This is a genomic window from Stenotrophomonas sp. KH_052 (assembly GCF_057838755.1).
Genome location: NZ_CM174475.1, coordinates 2,666,984 through 2,682,339, shown reverse-complemented (window position 1 = coordinate 2,682,339; position 15,356 = coordinate 2,666,984). Strand labels below are relative to the sequence as shown.

The 15,356-nt window shown below is 67.7% G+C and carries 14 protein-coding genes; 8 read left to right on the top strand and 6 right to left on the bottom strand.

Annotation, left to right across the window (positions count from 1 at the left end):
* Position 1 precedes the first annotated feature (1 nt).
* The 5 genes from AC3ITW_RS12375 to AC3ITW_RS12355 all read left to right on the top strand — a co-directional run bounded on the left by AC3ITW_RS12375 (position 2) and on the right by AC3ITW_RS12355 (position 4,181).
* Positions 2–553, top strand: a complete 552-nt coding sequence (locus tag AC3ITW_RS12375) for a DUF3299 domain-containing protein (protein WP_489389562.1) — start codon at positions 2–4, stop codon at positions 551–553.
* Positions 543–1,157: a DUF3299 domain-containing protein gene (locus AC3ITW_RS12370; protein WP_100468707.1), complete on the top strand. Its 615-nt coding sequence runs from the start codon at positions 543–545 to the stop codon at positions 1,155–1,157. Before AC3ITW_RS12375 ends, AC3ITW_RS12370 begins: the two co-directional genes overlap by 11 nt.
* Positions 1,157–1,906, top strand: a complete 750-nt coding sequence (locus tag AC3ITW_RS12365) for a hypothetical protein (protein ID WP_489389561.1) — start codon at positions 1,157–1,159, stop codon at positions 1,904–1,906. Before AC3ITW_RS12370 ends, AC3ITW_RS12365 begins: the two co-directional genes overlap by 1 nt.
* 180 nt (positions 1,907–2,086) lie before the next feature.
* Positions 2,087–3,619 (top strand): MFS transporter, encoded by a 1,533-nt coding sequence (locus AC3ITW_RS12360; RefSeq protein ID WP_489389560.1) that lies wholly within the window; start codon positions 2,087–2,089, stop codon positions 3,617–3,619.
* 4 nt (positions 3,620–3,623) lie between these two features.
* Positions 3,624–4,181 carry a TetR/AcrR family transcriptional regulator gene (locus AC3ITW_RS12355; protein WP_100434731.1) on the top strand — a complete coding sequence of 186 codons (558 nt, stop codon included), beginning with the start codon at positions 3,624–3,626 and terminating at the stop codon, positions 4,179–4,181.
* Between the two features lie 117 nt (positions 4,182–4,298).
* Here AC3ITW_RS12355 and AC3ITW_RS12350 read toward each other — a convergent pair whose 3' ends face one another.
* Positions 4,299–5,180, bottom strand: coding sequence for an AraC family transcriptional regulator (locus tag AC3ITW_RS12350; protein WP_153675777.1), 882 nt, complete (start codon positions 5,178–5,180; stop codon positions 4,299–4,301).
* A 107-nt stretch (positions 5,181–5,287) separates the two neighbouring features.
* Between AC3ITW_RS12350 and AC3ITW_RS12345 the strand changes: the two genes are divergently transcribed.
* Positions 5,288–5,824: a carboxymuconolactone decarboxylase family protein gene (locus tag AC3ITW_RS12345; protein WP_049462647.1), complete on the top strand. Its 537-nt coding sequence runs from the start codon at positions 5,288–5,290 to the stop codon at positions 5,822–5,824.
* A 69-nt stretch (positions 5,825–5,893) separates the two neighbouring features.
* Here AC3ITW_RS12345 and fdhD read toward each other — a convergent pair whose 3' ends face one another.
* Complete coding sequence (gene fdhD / locus AC3ITW_RS12340; RefSeq protein WP_153675775.1) at positions 5,894–6,733, bottom strand: formate dehydrogenase accessory sulfurtransferase FdhD; 840 nt, start codon at positions 6,731–6,733, stop codon at positions 5,894–5,896.
* 243 nt (positions 6,734–6,976) lie between these two features.
* Here fdhD and AC3ITW_RS12335 point away from each other — a divergent pair, with 243 nt between their 5' ends.
* Both AC3ITW_RS12335 and AC3ITW_RS12330 read left to right on the top strand, forming a co-directional pair.
* The gene (locus tag AC3ITW_RS12335) at positions 6,977–9,262 is read left to right on the top strand and encodes an FdhF/YdeP family oxidoreductase (protein ID WP_100468701.1); all 2,286 of its coding nucleotides are present in this window, start codon (positions 6,977–6,979) and stop codon (positions 9,260–9,262) included.
* Positions 9,263–9,739: 477 nt separating this feature from the next.
* Positions 9,740–10,279, top strand: a complete 540-nt coding sequence (locus tag AC3ITW_RS12330) for a DUF411 domain-containing protein (RefSeq protein WP_100468700.1) — start codon at positions 9,740–9,742, stop codon at positions 10,277–10,279.
* A 173-nt stretch (positions 10,280–10,452) separates the two neighbouring features.
* Here AC3ITW_RS12330 and blaL1 read toward each other — a convergent pair whose 3' ends face one another.
* The 4 genes from blaL1 to AC3ITW_RS12310 form a co-directional block, all read right to left on the bottom strand.
* A complete protein-coding gene (blaL1, locus tag AC3ITW_RS12325) occupies positions 10,453–11,325 on the bottom strand; it encodes a L1 family subclass B3 metallo-beta-lactamase (RefSeq protein ID WP_489389559.1) in 873 nt (290 codons plus the stop codon).
* 95 nt (positions 11,326–11,420) lie between these two features.
* A complete protein-coding gene (locus tag AC3ITW_RS12320) occupies positions 11,421–13,850 on the bottom strand; it encodes a TonB-dependent receptor (protein WP_489389558.1) in 2,430 nt (809 codons plus the stop codon).
* A gap of 71 nt (positions 13,851–13,921) precedes the next feature.
* A complete protein-coding gene (locus tag AC3ITW_RS12315) occupies positions 13,922–14,773 on the bottom strand; it encodes a FecR family protein (RefSeq protein WP_489389557.1) in 852 nt (283 codons plus the stop codon).
* Positions 14,770–15,294: an RNA polymerase sigma factor gene (locus AC3ITW_RS12310; protein WP_065723390.1), complete on the bottom strand. Its 525-nt coding sequence runs from the start codon at positions 15,292–15,294 to the stop codon at positions 14,770–14,772. Before AC3ITW_RS12310 ends, AC3ITW_RS12315 begins: the two co-directional genes overlap by 4 nt.
* Positions 15,295–15,356 lie beyond the last annotated feature (62 nt).

The following is a 15,356-nucleotide window of genomic DNA, read 5'->3' as shown; positions in this document are numbered from 1 at the left end:
CATGCGCTGGTTGCCACTGTTGCCAATGTTGCTGGTGCTGACCGCCTGCGAACGCCCGGTCGATACCGGCGTGCAGGCGCTGCCACCGTCACCGATGGTCGATCGCGATGCCCCGGCAGCTGCCGAGGAACAGGAACTGGACTGGTTGCAGATGATGCCGAAGGAAGAACTGGCGGCGTTGGAGCGCGGCGAGGGCCCGGAGGTCGAGCACAACGGCAACCGGCGCATGCCGCAGTTCGGTACGTTCCGCACCGTGGACACCGTACTGCAGCGGCCGGTGCGCTTGCCGGGTTACGTGGTGCCGCTGGCCAACGCGCAGGACGGGCGGCTGACCGAATTCCTGTTCGTGCCGTACTACGGCGCCTGCATCCATGTGCCGCCGCCACCGCCGAACCAGATCGTGCACGTGGTGCTGCCGCGCCCGATCGAGATGCCGGACATGTATTCGCCGTTCTTCCTGGCCGGTACCCTGCGTGCCGAACGGCTGGACGATGATCTGGCCGGCTCCGCCTACACCATGCGCGATGCGCAGCTGAGGCCGTATGAACCGTAGCGTCCTGATCGGATTGGCGTGCTGCCTGGGCTTGCTGGGGTGTACGCAGGCGGGTGGGGGCACCACGACCGTCACCGCGGCACCGGCACAGCCGGCCACGACCGAGGCGCCCATCGACCGCTGGGATGCACTGCGGCCCGACGAAGTGACCTACCAGCGTCCGCCGCCGCAGATCGGCCTGTCACGCAATGGCATGGACGGGGTGGGCGGGCTGATCGACGACACCGGCTCGGGCACGCCACCGGGGCAGGAGATCGACCATTCCAGCCCGGACCGCGCCAAGCAGTTCGGTTCATCGCAGGTGGTCGAAACTGCCGATGGCCGCGCCGTTGACCTGGATGGCTACGTGGTGCCGCTGGGCACCAACGACGCAGGACTGGTCGACGAACTGTTGTTTGTGCCGTTCTACGGGGCCTGCATCCATGTGCCGCCACCGCCGCCGAACCAGATCATCCATGTGACCCTGGCCACGCCGATCGCGCTGGGCGACCTGTGGGATCCGTACCGGTTGGCCGGTCGCCTGCAGGTCAAGCGCTTCGATGCGGATATCGCCAGCGCGTCCTACGACGCCGCAGCGGCGACGCTGACGGCGATCCACAACTGATGCGCGCGCGCTGGATCATCGCTGCGGTGGTGTTGGCGGCAGCAGGCGTAGCGTTGGCGGTGTGCTGGCAGCGGCGCGCCGTAGTCCCGGAGCCTCCGGCGGTCGCGTTTCCGGCACCGGCAGCCGATGCCAGCCAGCGCATCGAGCAACGCCTGGGCGAAGACCACGCCTTTCGCAATGATGTGCTGTTCCTGCTGGCGGCCACGTTGCGCGACCGCTGCCAGCCGGCACAGACGGGGCTGCTGGCGCGCATGGCCAATCGTGCATCGTTGCCGGTGCTGGCGGCGGTCAGTGCGGTGACCCAGCAGGATCCAACGCTGGACCGGCCGATCTACCAGTACATCCAGCATCGTGCAGACGCCACGCGTTGTGGCCAGCCGCTGCAGATGCCGTTGGCCGGTGGGCGCAGCATGCAGGTGGACATCGAACAGTACGCGCGCACCTTCCCGGACAGCTACTTCGACCCGCAGCGCAGCAGCGAACCGCGTGATTTCGGCGGCCTGTCGCTGCAGCAGCGCGCAGGCAACGCCTGCAACAGCGTGGTGTATTCGGTGCTGCCGCTGGGGGGCACCGATTGGCGGTGCAGCAGCCTGCGCGCCAATGCGCGTGCGCGGGTGCGCGGCCTGTGCGAGGACGAGCTGCGGCGCCAACATGGGGCAACGGGCGGGGAGCTGGACATGGCCGTGGGGCAGGGCATGCAGGGTGCGGTGGTGTCGGTGATTGCCGCGCTGCCGGAAGACTGCCGGTAGCGCCGGGCCTGCCCGGCGGTCTTGTTGCGGATACCCCGTTCGCCCGGCATGGCCCGGCGCTACCGCTCTCCGGAACATGAACATTACCCCCGACAAAATCTGAACGTTTGGCGCCGTCGCCATAACTATACAGGACATCCTGTATAGTTATGGCCGTACTCCACCGCATCAGGTTTCCCCATGGCTTTGTCCCAGCCCTTGGCCGGCGCTCCGGCCCTGTCGCGTGCCCGTCGCTGGGCACTGTTGTTCACCGTCGCCGCCGGCCTGCTGCTGGTCACCCTCGACAACTCCGTGCTGTACACCGCTCTGCCCACCCTCACCGAGGAACTCTCGGCCAGTGCCGGCCAGGCGCTGTGGATCATCAACGCCTATCCGCTGGTGATGGCCGGCCTGCTTCTGGGCGCCGGTACGCTTGGTGACCGCATCGGTCACCGCCGCATGTTCCTGATCGGCCTGGTGGTGTTCGGCACTGCCTCGCTGGCGGCGGCCTTCGCTGACAGCGCCGCGCAGCTGATCGCCGCCCGTGCGTTCCTGGCGGTCGGTGCGGCGGCGATGATGCCGGCTACGCTGGCGCTGATCGGCCTGAGCTTCCACGAAGAGCGCGAGCGCAACATTGCCATCGCCATCTGGGGCTCGGTGGCCATCGTCGGTGCGGGACTGGGTCCGATCATCGGCGGCTGGCTGCTGCAGCACTTCTGGTGGGGCTCGGTGTTCCTGATCAACGTGCCGGTGGTGGTGGTGGCCTTCGTCGCTACCCTGCTGCTGGCACCGGAAGGCCAGCGCGATACCTCGCGGCCGTGGGACCTGGTGTCTTCGTTGCTGGCATTGGCGGCGCTGTCCGGCCTGGTGCTGGCCATCAAGTCGCTGATCGCCACGCCGCCGTCGTATGCGCTGGGTGCCGGTGCACTGCTGCTGGCCGTCATCAGCGGCGCGGCGTTCGCACGTCGCCAGCAGCAGTTGCCGTACCCGTTGCTGGACTTCGCGATCTTCCGCAATCCGGCGTTCCTGGCCGGTACGCTGTCGGCGGTATTCACCCTGTTCGCGATGGCTGGCCTGCAGCTGGTCACCACCCAGCGCTTCCAGCTGGTGGCGGGCTTCACGCCGCTGCAGGCAGGCCTGCTGGTATCGGTGGCGGCGCTGGGCAGCCTGCCCAGTGCGCTGCTGGGTGGCAGCATCCTGCACCGCGTGGGCCTGCGCCCGCTGATCTGCGGCGGCCTGGCGGCTGGCACCGTGGGTGTCGGTGTTGTGGCGTTCGGCTTCCCGCACGGCCTCGGCTGGGTGGTGGCCGGCATGGCGATCACCGGTTTCGGCATGGGCTCGGCCATCTCGGTGGCGTCCACTGCCATCCTCAACAACGTACCGGCGCACCGCGCGGGCATGGCCTCGTCGGTGGAAGAGGTGTCCTACGAGTTTGGTGGCCTGCTCGCGGTGGCGATGCTGGGCAGCCTGAGTGCGGCAACGTACGGTGCCTTCCTGCCGGTCTCGGCGGACATGCCCGAGCTTGCCCGCGAGGGCTTCACCCAGGCGCTGCACGTGGCTCGCGAAAGCGGGCAGGGCGAGTGGTTCGCACTGGCCACGGCCGCGTATGACCGTGGCTACCAGATCGTGCTGCTGGTGATCACGGTGGTGCTGGCAGTGGGCGCGGCGATCATCGCGCGCCTGTTGCGGGGGCGCGTCGGTGGCCGCGAGGGTGCGGCCGATCGCGTAAAATGACGCGATGAGAACCAGCAAGCGCGACCGCATCCTCGACGCCGCCGTCAACGTGATCAATCGTGACGGCGTGCGCGCGGTGACCTTCGAGTCGGTGGCCGCCGAGGCCAAGCTGACCCGTGGCGGCCTGCTGTACCACTTCCCGTCGCGCGAAGCGCTGCTGCGCGGCATCGACGAGCATCTGGTGCAGGCCTGGGAAGCGTCGATGGAATCGCTGCTGGGCAAGACCGCAGGTGAGGCCACGGCGCTGGAGCGCTACCAGACCTTCGTGCGTGTGTCGGCGCAGAGCGCCACCCGTGCCGAGTTGATGTTCATGCTTGAATCGGCTGACCCGGACGCCGACGAGCGTCCGTGGGGACCGGCAGTGCGGCGCTGGGCGCCGTTGCCGCCGTCGGCCGCGGAACAGGATCCGGCCGCGCTCGACAATTTCGTAGCGCGGCTGGCGGCCGATGGCCTGTGGATCTACGAAGCGATGTACGAAGGGCAGCTGGATGAAAGTGTGCGCGCCCAGGTAGCGGAGCGCATCGCCGGGCTGCTGGCGAAGTCTGATGGAACGTCCAGCTGAGCCGTCGACCGACGCGGGGACGTCGCTCTTGGTAGAGCCGACCGCTGGTCGGCTGCTCACGAAAACCCCGCGCTGCGCGCGATAGTCGACCAGCGGTCGACTCTACCCCTCACCCATTTACCCGACCTGTGCTGCGGTCGCCGCCAGCCACGCCCTCGGCGACGCCCCCAACCGCTTCCGGAACGCCTTCGACAATGACGCGGTATCGGCAAACCCGACTTCGATCGCCACCTGCTTGACCGCCACGCCCGCACGCAGCTGCGCGCAGGCCAGGCTCAGCCGCCAATCCAGCAGATAGCTGGCCGGCGTGGCCTGCATTACCTCCTTGAACACCGCTGCGAACGCACTGCGCGACATGCCGGCTGTCGCGGCCATGCGTGGCAGCGTCCATTCGTCCTGCGGCGCCTGGTGCATCGCCACCAGCGTACGTGCCAGCCGCGCATCGGACAGCCCGCGCATCAGCCCGTGGCTGACCCCGGCCGCATCGGGATGATCCACCACCCAGCGCAGGATCTGGATCAACGCCACCTCGAACAGGCGGTTGGTCAGCAGCCGCGAACCGCAGCGTTGGCGGTCGGCCTCGGTGAACAGCAGATGCAGGGTGTCGTCCAGTTCGCTGATCGCGGACAGCGGCACCACCATCACCGGCGGCAGCGATTGCACGATGGGATTGCGCGCGCCGCCATCGAAGTCGAGCGTGGCGCAGGTGAAGTCCGGGCCATCCAGCGGCGCATTGAAGAACACATGATGCAGCGGCTGCGGGTACAGCAGCAGGCTGGGGGTGTCGATCTTCAAACGCGGCAGCGCGGTATCGCCGTCGGGATGACGGACCTCCATTTCACCCTGGCGCAGGATGTGCAGGAACGCCCGACCGGGCTGCGGCTCGAAGACATGGCGCCCGCACAGAGGTCCGCTGTGGAACAGCGCGGCCTGCACCCGGAAGCGTTCCAGCAGAGAGGAGAGGCGGTCGGGTGCGGAGGTGTCAGTGGGCATGCTCATGGACGAATGGACAACATATTCGGCTGATTACGGCCAGTTCGTCCGCCAAGTCTACCTAGGATAAGCGGGTCGTCCAATCCCGGGCGCTTTTCCCAAGGAGATCCACCATGTCCCGTGTCCCCCTGATCGATGCCGCCAACACCACCGCCGACCGCCAGGCCCTGCTGGGCCAGGTCCACGCCGCCTTCGGCGCCACCCCGGCCATGTTCCGCGCGGTGGCCAATTCGCCGGCCGCGCTGCAGAGCATGTGGGGGTCGTTCGGCGCGCTGGGCGGCGGTCGCCTGTCGCCGTTGCTGGGCGAGCAGATCGCCGTCGCCATTGCCAACCACAATGCCTGCGAGTACTGCCTGGCCGCGCACACGGCGCTGGGTCGCAAGGCCGGCGCCAGCAGCGAGCAGATGGCCGCCGCGCAGATCGGCCAGTCCAGCGACCCGGCCACCTCGGCGGCGCTCGACTTCGCGCTGAAGGTGGTTGAACAGCGTGCACAGATCACCGACGGTGATGTGCAGGCGCTGCGCGCAGCCGGCTTCGATGACGAGCAGATCGTCGAGATCCTCGCCCATGTGGCGCTCAATCTGTTCACCAACTACGTCAACGTGGCCTTCGACGTGCCGGTGGACTTCCCGAAGGTAGCGCTGCGCTGAGGTACGGTCTGGCCCGGGTGGCAATGGGCCGCCCGGGCCGGTCGAAATGGAGCAGACGGGGGGGCGGCGCTACCTGTCGTCCGCCTGCAGCCGTTCGGGATGGGTATACACATTGAACCCGCTCTCCCGCGCGAACCCGACCAGGCACAGTCCCGCACTGCGGGCCAGGTCGATCGCAAGGGCGGTCGGCGCCGACACCGCTGCCAGCACGCTGGCACCCGCACGTATCGCCTTGCTGACCATCTCATAGCTGGCGCGGCTGGAAATCACCAGCAACCCACCGTCGATGGCGTGCTCGTTGTGATGCAGGGCGCCGATCAGTTTGTCCAACGCATTGTGACGGCCCACATCCTCGCGCACCCAGCCAATCCGCCCGCTGGCATCGGCCCAGGCCGCAGCGTGCGTCGATCCACTCACCGCATTCATCGGCTGATGCTGCGCCAGCGTGGCCAGCGCCCGCTGCAATGCGGCATGCGGATAGGTGCGGCGCTCGCGGATCTGCGGAAGCGGGCGCAGCACATCCTCCAGCTGGCGCGTGCCGCACAGGCCGCAGCCACCGCGACCGGGCAGCAGGCGGCCATTGGCCGGATCCAGATCGGCACCGGGTGCGTCTTCGGAAACGGTCATCTGCAGTTCGATGCCCTCCAGCTGCGGGCGGACCTCGATCGACAGCAGTTGCGAGGGCGTAGTGATCAGCCCCTCGCTGAGCGAGAAACCCAGCGCGAAGTCTTCCAAGTCGCAGGGCGTTGCCATCATCACCGCGAAGGCGGCGCCGTTGTAGCGCAGTGCAACCGGCACTTCCTCGGCTACCACGTCGACCTGCTGCTGGTGCCCCTCGCTGCGCCAGCGCTGCAACGGGCGCTGGGCCGTGCCGGCAGGCGGGGTGTGCGGCGGGGTCGAGTCAGGCATGCAGCGCGTCCGGGCAAGGGAAATACGCAGGTGGTGGACCACCCACGGCTTCGAGAATAGCGCAGTGGCCGGGCGCTGACGCGGGTGTAACCGTTGTCATGGCAGGCTGCGCTGAAAACAGCGTTTGCCTCTGGCGAAGCGGCCTTGTCCGTGCTTGACTGCGGGGCTGGCCGCGCTGCAGACGCCGCATCCGGCCCATCCCGCGCCGCTGATTGTTGTGTTCCTCCCGCCAGGTTCCCGAACATGTCCGAGCAGAAGCCGCCGCGTTACAAGCCCTACAACCAGCCGGCCGGTGGCTGGGGTGCCGCCGGTGCCACGGCGAAGGTGCTGTTGCAGCAGAGTGTGATCGGCAAGGGCTCGAAGGCGCTGCTGGCAATGAACCAGCCCGGTGGCTTCAAGTGCCCCAGCTGTGCGTTCCCCGATGCCGACGAACGCAAGAAGCTGGAATTCTGCGAGAACGGTGCCAAGGCGTTGGCCTGGGAAGCCACCCAGTTCCGTGCCGGCCGCGAGCTGTTCGCCCAGCACACGGTCACCGAGCTGATGGCGCAGACCGACTACTGGCTGGAGATGCAGGGCCGGCTGACCGAGCCGATGCGCTACGACGCGTCCACCGATCATTACGTTCCGTGTAGCTGGGACGAGGCGTTTGCCTTGATCGGCCGTCATCTGCAGGCGCTGGACAGCCCGCACCAGGCTGAGTTCTACACCTCCGGCCGCACGCCCAACGAAGCCGCGTTCCTGTATTCGATCTTCGTGCGCGAGTTTGGCACCAACAATTTCCCGGACTGCTCGAACATGTGCCACGAGCCGACCAGCCGCGGCCTGCCGCCGGCCATCGGCGTGGGCAAGGGCACCATCGTGCTGCAGGATTTCGAGCACGCCGAGGCGATCTTCGTGATCGGCCAGAACACCGGCACCAACTCGCCGCGGATGATGAGCAACCTTGTCGAGGCGCGCAAACGCGGCATCCCGATCGTGGCGGTCAATCCGATGCCCGAGCGCGCGCTGATCCGTTTCGCCGAACCGCAGGACATGGTGCAGATGGCCACGTTCGGTTCGACCGAGATCACCAGCGAGTTCGTGCACATCCGCATCGGCGGCGACCTGGCCCTGATCAAGGGCATGATGAAGGTGATGTTCGAGCGCGAAGCGCAGGGCGAGCGCGTGCTTGACCACGATTTCCTGGCTGAGCACACGGTAGGCCTGGACGCACTGCGCGCGGACGTGATGGCACAGGACTGGAACGAGATCGTGCAGGTCTCCGGCATCACGCAGGCGCAGATCCGCCGCTGCGCCGAGATCTACATCCGCTCCAAGGCCACGGTGATCTGCTACGGCATGGGACTGACCCAGCATCAGTATGGTTCGACCCTGCTGCAGCAGGTGGCCAATCTGCTGTTGCTGCGTGGCAACTTCGGCAAGCCCGGCGCAGGCATCGGGCCGATCCGTGGCCATTCCAACGTGCAGGGCGATCGTACCGTCGGCATCGACGAGAAGCCCAAGCCGGCCTATCTGGACCGCGTGCAGCAGGTGTTCGGCTTCGATCCGCCGCGCGAGCACGGTCATCACGTGGTCGAATCGATCGAGGCGATGCTGGACGGCAGCGCCAAGGTGTTCATCGGTATGGGCGGCAACTTCATCCACGCCGTGCCCGATACGCCGCGCGCGTACGAGGCCATGCGCGGCCTGGAGCTGACGGTGGGCATCGCCACCAAGCTCAATCGCGGTCACCTGGTGCATGGCCGCGATGCCTTGATCCTGCCGGTGGTCGCACGTTCGGAGCGCATCGTCACGCCGGCAGGCGAGCAGTTCGTCACCATCGAGGACGCGATGTCGAACGTGACCGCTTCGCGCGGCGTGCTCGAGCCGGTCAGCACGGACGTGCTCCCGGAGGTCGAGATCGTCTGCCGCATGGCGGTGGCAACACTGCCGCACAGCCAGGTCGACTGGGCCGGGTGCATGCATGACTACGCACCCATCCGCGAGCTGATCGCAGCGGTGTACCCGGAGATCTACACCGGCTTCAACGAGCGCATCCAGCAGCCGCACGGCTTCCATCTGGACATTCCACCGCGCCGTCGGGTGTGGCCCACGCCCAACGGCAAGGCGAACATCCTGGTGATGCCGGGCCTGGACGTGGACGCGCCGGTGGACGACCCCGAGATGCTGCGGCTGGCCACAGTGCGCTCGCACGACCAGTACAACACCACCATCTACAGCTACAACGACCGCTACCGCGGCGTGTACAACGACCGCATGGTGCTGTTCATGAACATCGAGGATCGGCTGGCGCGCGGGCTGGAGAAGGAAGCGCTGGTCAGCCTGGAGACGATCAGTGGCGACGGCGTGCAGCGGCGCATCGAGGGCCTGACCGTGCTGGACTACCCGATGCCGCGCGGCGCGCTGGCCGGTTACTACCCCGAGTTGAACCCGCTGCTACCGCTGGACTATTACGATCGGGTCAGCGGCACGCCGGCGGCCAAGTCGATTCCGGTGCGGATGCGGGCGATGGCCGAGGCAATTGCGTGATGCGTTCATCGGCTATCATCAACGGGTGAACCTGCCTGGCCTGCTGCTGAGATGGATGCTTCTCCTTGCCCTGGTGCTGAATGCACCGGCGCTTGCGGTTGCCTCATCCTCGTACGCGGCGCAATCCAGCGCGGACCATTGCGCCGCACCGCATTCCGCTGCCATGCCCGGATGCTGCGACGAGGCAGCATCAACGGTCTGCCAGAGCAATGAGTGCGAATGCCCGCCGGCCAGCCTCGGCATGCTGGCCACCCTGAGCGGAACCCCGGCGTCACCCTGGCGTGAGGTGCCTTTGCCCGCCAGCACCCAGCAACGCGCACCGCCTCCGTTGCCGGATCCGCTGCGCCCTCCCATCGTGTGATTCCCTGCAGGCCTCAAGCGCCTGCCGTAGCTGCTCGACTCACTCTCGACTCTGCCTGTGCCTTCGACGCGCAGGCAGCGGGCCGCGTTGCCCGCATCTGCAAAGGAATCAACACCATGAACCGCTCTCTCTCCCTCGGCCTGCTGCTGGGCACCGTGCTGGCCACCACCGCCTGCGCGCGTGCTGCTGAAGAATCGCCTGCCGCACCGGTTGTCAGCCAAGCCCCGGCGGCGCCGATCAAGGCCAGCCCGTCGCAGGTGGATCCGGCACTGCCCATCGCCATCGTGCACAAGACCGCCAGCTGCGGCTGCTGCGGTATCTGGGTCGACCACCTGAAGGCCGAAGGCTTCCAGGTGGATGTGCGCAATACCGATGACATGAACCCGATCAAGGTCCGGCTGGGTGTGCCGGTCGGCAAGGCCTCCTGCCACACCGCCGAGATCGGTGGTTACGTGGTTGAAGGCCATATCCCGGCCGAGGACATCAAGCGACTGCTGGCCGAACGTCCGGCGGCGCGTGGGCTGGTGCTGCCTGGCATGCCGGCCGGTTCGCCAGGCATGGAAATGCCGGATGGCTACGTGCAGCCGTATACCGTCGAGCTGGTGCGCACCGATGGCACCACCGAGCCGTTCGCGCAGCACGGCCAGGGCGGCTGACAGTCACGGGTGCCGGTGGTATTGACCGGCACCCTTCCACGCGTCCTGTGTAGAGCCTAGCCCACGCTCGGCTTGCTCTTTGTAGAGTCGAGCCCACACTCGACTTGCTTTTTTGTAGAGTCGAGCGATGCTCGACTGCTCTGCTTCAGTCGAGCAAGCTCGACTCTACAGAATCAGCGGGCGCGGGCTGTTTCCTTGGCCAGCTGTGCGTCGAACTTCTGTTCGGCCGCATCCGCGTAGGCCTTGCAGGTCAGCGCCTTGGCGCTGGCCTTGCTGCCGGAGGCGTAGTCCCAGTTGCTGGCACCCGGATGCGGGGTCAGCAACACGTCGCAGGGCAACGCCCGCACCGTCGCGAAGCTGCGCCTGTAATCCTCGATCAGGTGCGGATAACGGGGGTTGCTCTGCAGCTGGTATCCCGGTGCACTCAGGCTGTCGGCGTAGGCGATGCGCACCGGCTTGCCCTCGCGGGTATCGGTCCAGGTCCACGCGGTGCTGCCCGGGGTGTGCCCCGGCATGAAGTGCGCGGTGAATTCGATGCCGCCCACCTCGACCACCTCGCCATCCATCACGATGCGGTCTGCATTGGCAGGCGGGTAGGTGATGCCATCGCCGAAGTGCAGGTCATCGCTGCCACCACGCGCCAGCAGCACTGCCGATTCCGCGTTGGCGACCACGTGCGCGCCGCTGCGGCGCTTCAGTTCCGCCACTGGGCCTGCATGGTCGGCATGCGCATGGCTGAGCAGGATCAGACGCAGGTCCTGCGGGGCCACGCCGCGTGCCTTCATGTTGTCCAGCAGGTGGCCGGCCATCTGTGGCATGCCGCCGTCGAGCAGCACCGCGCCCTCGGCGGTCTGCACCAGCAGTGCGGTCAGGTTCTCGGTGCCGATCTGCCAGGTGTGGTCAGCAATCTGCAGCGGTGCCATCGGCTGCAGCCAGGAAGCATCCACGGTGTAGGCCCGCAACTGCGGCAGTGGTGCCTCGGCGGCCCTGGCGTGCGCGACCGGAAGAGCAGCGGCCAGGGCGAAGGCGAGCAGGGAAAAACGCATGATTCACGTCCGTTTGAAGGAGGCCCAGAAACTAGCATGGGCCTCCTTCATCGCGTCGCGCATAGATTTCATGGCTCCCATAAGGGCGCTATGGTTCAGTACCGGTACTGCCACCCCAGCGTCAGCACCCGGCCGCGGCCCGAGAAATAGCTTGGGTTCGACGGCGTGGTCTGCGAGTAGTAGCTGATGTACTGCTTGTTCGCCAGGTTCTGCACGCCCAGGGTGAAGCTGTGCTTGTCCAGTACGTAGCGGGCCACCAGGTCCACCGTGGTGTAACCCTTGAACTCCGCCACCCGTGCGCCACGCAGGTCGAAATCGCGGTCGAAGGCGTGGCTGGCCTGCAGGCGGGTGCTCAGCTGTGGTGTCCAGCTCTGCTCCCAGAACGCGGTCAGCCGGTTCGGCGCGATGTTGACGCCGGCCAGGTCGCTGTCGAGGCGGCCGTCGACGTCGGCATCGTAACGGCCGTTGGCGCGTGCATAACCCAGGCCCAGTCGGCTGTCGCCCAGGCGCAGGCGCAGGTTGCTTTCAAAGCCTTCCACGCGGGTGGCCTGGCGCTGCACCGCATAGGCGTCGATGCCCGGGTCGTAGATCAGCACCGAGCCCAGCTTGGATTCGGAGGTGTAGTACGCAATATCGCCACTGAAGCGCCCATCGTCGTACTCCAGACCGATTTCGCGGTTGTCTGACACCACCGGTGACAGGTCAATCAGATTGTCCACGCGCTGGCCGTCGCGGTTGATCGCGCGCAGCACGCGGCCGACGTCGGCCACGGTGTAGCCTTCCGAATACGAGGCGTAGGCGTTGAGGCGGTCATTGATGTACCAGACCGCGCCGAAGTTGGGCAGGGTCTCGCTCATGGTCGGCTTGCCGCCGGCCACCTTGCGTGCACCGTAGCGGGGCAGGGTGGTGTAGTCGCCTACTTCCAGCTCGCCCTTTTCGTAGCGCAGGCCGCCAGACAGCATCAGGTGGTCGGTCGGCCACCAGTGCAGCTGCAGCAGCGGTGACAGGCTCTGGTAGGTGGTCTGCGGCACCCAGTTCATGCCGCTGGCCAGCAGCACCTGGTGGGTGCGGTCGCGCAGGCCGTCCAGGCCCAGGGTCACGTCCAGCGTGGTGTCAGCGATGCGGGCCCAGCTCTGGGTCAGCTTGAAGCCGCGCTTGTCCGATTCGTTCTGGGTCTGGTCCCAGGCGGCGTTGGCGCCGGTGTTGCCCCACGGGTCCCACTGGCTGGCGCCATAGCGGCCTTCGAAGTCCACCGCGAAGGCCTGCGCCTGGAAGCGGCCACCGAGCAGATCGGCGGCGCTGTAGTCCAGCGTCAACGAACGCGAGCGGTTCATCGGCGGCTCCAGGGGGGTATCGCCGGGCACCGAAATGGTCGGGCGACCGGTGCGGTAATCACCGTTCACCGCCAGGTAGTTGTCCAGCCCGCGCAGCTCGTAGCGGTTGGCCATCAGCTGCACGCGGTGGCCCTCGGCAATGTTCCAGCCCAGCTTGGCGAACACGTTCGACGAGGTCGAATCCATCAGTTCGCCCTGCGCGTTGGTACCGATCGATCGGCCCTCGCCGTCGTGGTACAGGCCTTGCTTCTCATAGGCAAGGCCGGCCACCAGATCGAACTGCTCGCCGCGCACGCCGACCAGTGCCGAGCCGCGCTGGCCGTTGTCATCACGGCGGCTGGGCAGCGCCGAGCTGTAGCTGATGTTGGTGTCGAGCAGGAAGGCGCCCGGCTCGCTGGGCGCGCTGCGGGTGATGATGTTGACGATGCCACCGGTACCGCCGATGCCCTGCAGTGCGTTGGCACCGTGGATGACCTCGATGCGTTCGATCATCGCCGGATCGATGGTGTGCGAATCACGTGAGCCATCGCGCAGCGGCGTCGACTGCGGCACGCCGTCGACCATGTACAGGATGCCGCGGCCACGCATGGTTTCGCCGTAGTTGGACATCTTCTCGCGTGCCGGGGCAAACGCCGGGATCTGCGCCGACAGCACGCGCGAGACATCCGAGCCCAGCGCCAGCTGCTGCGCAATGTCCTCGCGGGTCAGCACGGTGATGGTGTTGGGCATCGCAGTCTCACCCTGCGGCATGCGCGCGGTCGAGGCCGATACCGTGACCCGGGCCAGCGAAGTGGTCGTGGCCTGGGACGCTGCCGATGACGCGGCCCGGGCCGGAGTGCGGGGCTTGGGGGATGCTGGCGTGGCACTCACCACGAACACCCCCGGCGAGCGCTCCTGCATCGCCAGGCCTTGCCCGGCCAGCAGGCGCTGCAGGGCGTCGTGCGGGGTGTAGCGGCCGTCGAGGGCGGGCGCGTTGCGGCCGCTCACGCTGTCGGCCGCGAACAGCAGCTGGATGCCACTCTGCCGCGCCAGTGTCGTGAGCGAAGCCTGCAGCGGGCCGGCCGGCAGGTGCAGTTCGACGGGTGCGGACGCAGCGGTCTGCGCGGTGGCGGGCAGCGCCGCACACAGGCAGGCAGCGAGCAGGGTGGGGGCCAGCCGGCGCAGTGCGGCGGGCGGAACAGGGCGGGTCATGCGGGGGTCCTTCGGAAGGGTTCAAGCACTTGCCGGATGGGACGGCGCGCAACCCACCCTCGGCGTGGGAATCAATCGCGGGCGCGCAGATGCAGGGTGCCGTCGGCGGCGGTCTGCACCTGGACCGGCAGGATCTCCGGCAGCAGCGCGACCGCCGTCTCGGCACGATCGGCATCGAACACGCCCGACACCTGCAGCGGACCCAGTGCCGGGTCGTCCAGCACGATCGGACGGTCGTGATAGCGCTGCAGGATGCGCAGCACCTCGCTCAGTGGCATGCGGTCGAACTGCAGCCGACCGGTGGTCCAGTCGGCCCGGTCCGGATCCACGGCTTCCGGCGGAGACAGCGAGCCTGGCTGGGCCAGCAGGCGCTGCCCCGGCTTCAGCCGCTGCTCGGTGCCGCCGGCATCCACGCTGACACCGACCTCGCCGCGCCAAAGCGTGACCTCACTGAGATCGCCCTGGCGGTCAACATCGAACACCGTACCGTAGTTGCGTACCTGTACCGGCCCGGCATCAACCTGGAAGCGGCGCCACGCCGAATGCTGCACCTCGAAGCGCGCATGGCCCTGCGCCAGCAGCACCTGCCGCGAACGCAGATGGCGACGGACCTGCAGGTGGGTTCCCGCGTCGAGCAGCACGCGGCTGCCGTCCGGCAGCTCGATGTCGCGGCGCTCGCCGACGGCAGTCTGGTAGTCACGCACCTGCCAGGCCGGGTCTGCCAGCAGCAGCGCGGCGACCGCCAGCAACAGCACCGGCAGTACCCGTTTCGCGCCAGATCCGCGGCGGCGGCGCTGCAACTGCTCCGGGCCTGGCAACGGGAAACGCTCCTTCAGCGCCTCCCGGTGTTGGTCGAGCATGTCCTCGGCGGACGGTTCGGTGGGCTGCGACGGCGGTACCGGATCGGGTGATGCAGGACTCACCGCAGCGCACCGTGCAGCCGGCAGTCGGCCATGGCCAGGCGCAGATGACGTTCCACTGCCTTCAGGCCGATGCCCATCCGCTGCGCCACCTCGGCCTGGGGCAGCTCGTGGATCTTGTGCAGGATGAACACCTGCTGCCGCCGGCAGGGCATGCGCTCGATGCTGGTAGTCAGCCGCTGCAGCGCCTGCTGGCCCTGCGCCTGGCGCTCGGGTCCGGGGCGCTCGCAGGCGCCTTCGGGGAGCTCGGCGCGGGGCTCCACCCAGTGCCGGCGCAGATCCTCGGCGCGGCAGCGGTCGACCGCCGCATCGTGGGCGATCCTGCGCAGCAGCGCGATCGGTTGGCGGGCGTCATGCACGGCCGGGCGTTCCAGCAGGCGCACGCAGACATCGTGCACCACTTCGCGGGCCAGCCCGGGCGAGCGGAACCGGCGATGCAGGTAGTCCACCAGTTCCTCGTAGTGGCGCACCAGCGAGGTCACCAGCGGCAGCGCAGGTGGGCGGGGAAGTGTCGGCTGGGACATCCGGACGGGTAGCAAGGGTGAAAGGCGGGTGCCGGGAGGTCATCCCTGCGCAATGACGCAAT

Excerpts from the sequence above, each read along its gene's own strand:
- AC3ITW_RS12375 (WP_489389562.1), top strand. The coding sequence starts at position 2 with ATGCGCTGGTTGCCACTGTTGCCAATGTTGCTGGTGCTGACCGCCTGC.
- AC3ITW_RS12370 (WP_100468707.1), top strand. The coding sequence starts at position 543 with ATGAACCGTAGCGTCCTGATCGGATTGGCGTGCTGCCTGGGCTTGCTG.
- AC3ITW_RS12365 (WP_489389561.1), top strand. The coding sequence starts at position 1,157 with ATGCGCGCGCGCTGGATCATCGCTGCGGTGGTGTTGGCGGCAGCAGGC.
- AC3ITW_RS12360 (WP_489389560.1), top strand. The coding sequence starts at position 2,087 with ATGGCTTTGTCCCAGCCCTTGGCCGGCGCTCCGGCCCTGTCGCGTGCC.
- AC3ITW_RS12355 (WP_100434731.1), top strand. The coding sequence starts at position 3,624 with ATGAGAACCAGCAAGCGCGACCGCATCCTCGACGCCGCCGTCAACGTG.
- AC3ITW_RS12350 (WP_153675777.1), bottom strand. The coding sequence starts at position 5,180 with ATGAGCATGCCCACTGACACCTCCGCACCCGACCGCCTCTCCTCTCTG.
- AC3ITW_RS12345 (WP_049462647.1), top strand. The coding sequence starts at position 5,288 with ATGTCCCGTGTCCCCCTGATCGATGCCGCCAACACCACCGCCGACCGC.
- fdhD (WP_153675775.1), bottom strand. The coding sequence starts at position 6,733 with ATGCCTGACTCGACCCCGCCGCACACCCCGCCTGCCGGCACGGCCCAG.
- AC3ITW_RS12335 (WP_100468701.1), top strand. The coding sequence starts at position 6,977 with ATGTCCGAGCAGAAGCCGCCGCGTTACAAGCCCTACAACCAGCCGGCC.
- AC3ITW_RS12330 (WP_100468700.1), top strand. The coding sequence starts at position 9,740 with ATGAACCGCTCTCTCTCCCTCGGCCTGCTGCTGGGCACCGTGCTGGCC.
- blaL1 (WP_489389559.1), bottom strand. The coding sequence starts at position 11,325 with ATGCGTTTTTCCCTGCTCGCCTTCGCCCTGGCCGCTGCTCTTCCGGTC.
- AC3ITW_RS12320 (WP_489389558.1), bottom strand. The coding sequence starts at position 13,850 with ATGACCCGCCCTGTTCCGCCCGCCGCACTGCGCCGGCTGGCCCCCACC.
- AC3ITW_RS12310 (WP_065723390.1), bottom strand. The coding sequence starts at position 15,294 with ATGTCCCAGCCGACACTTCCCCGCCCACCTGCGCTGCCGCTGGTGACC.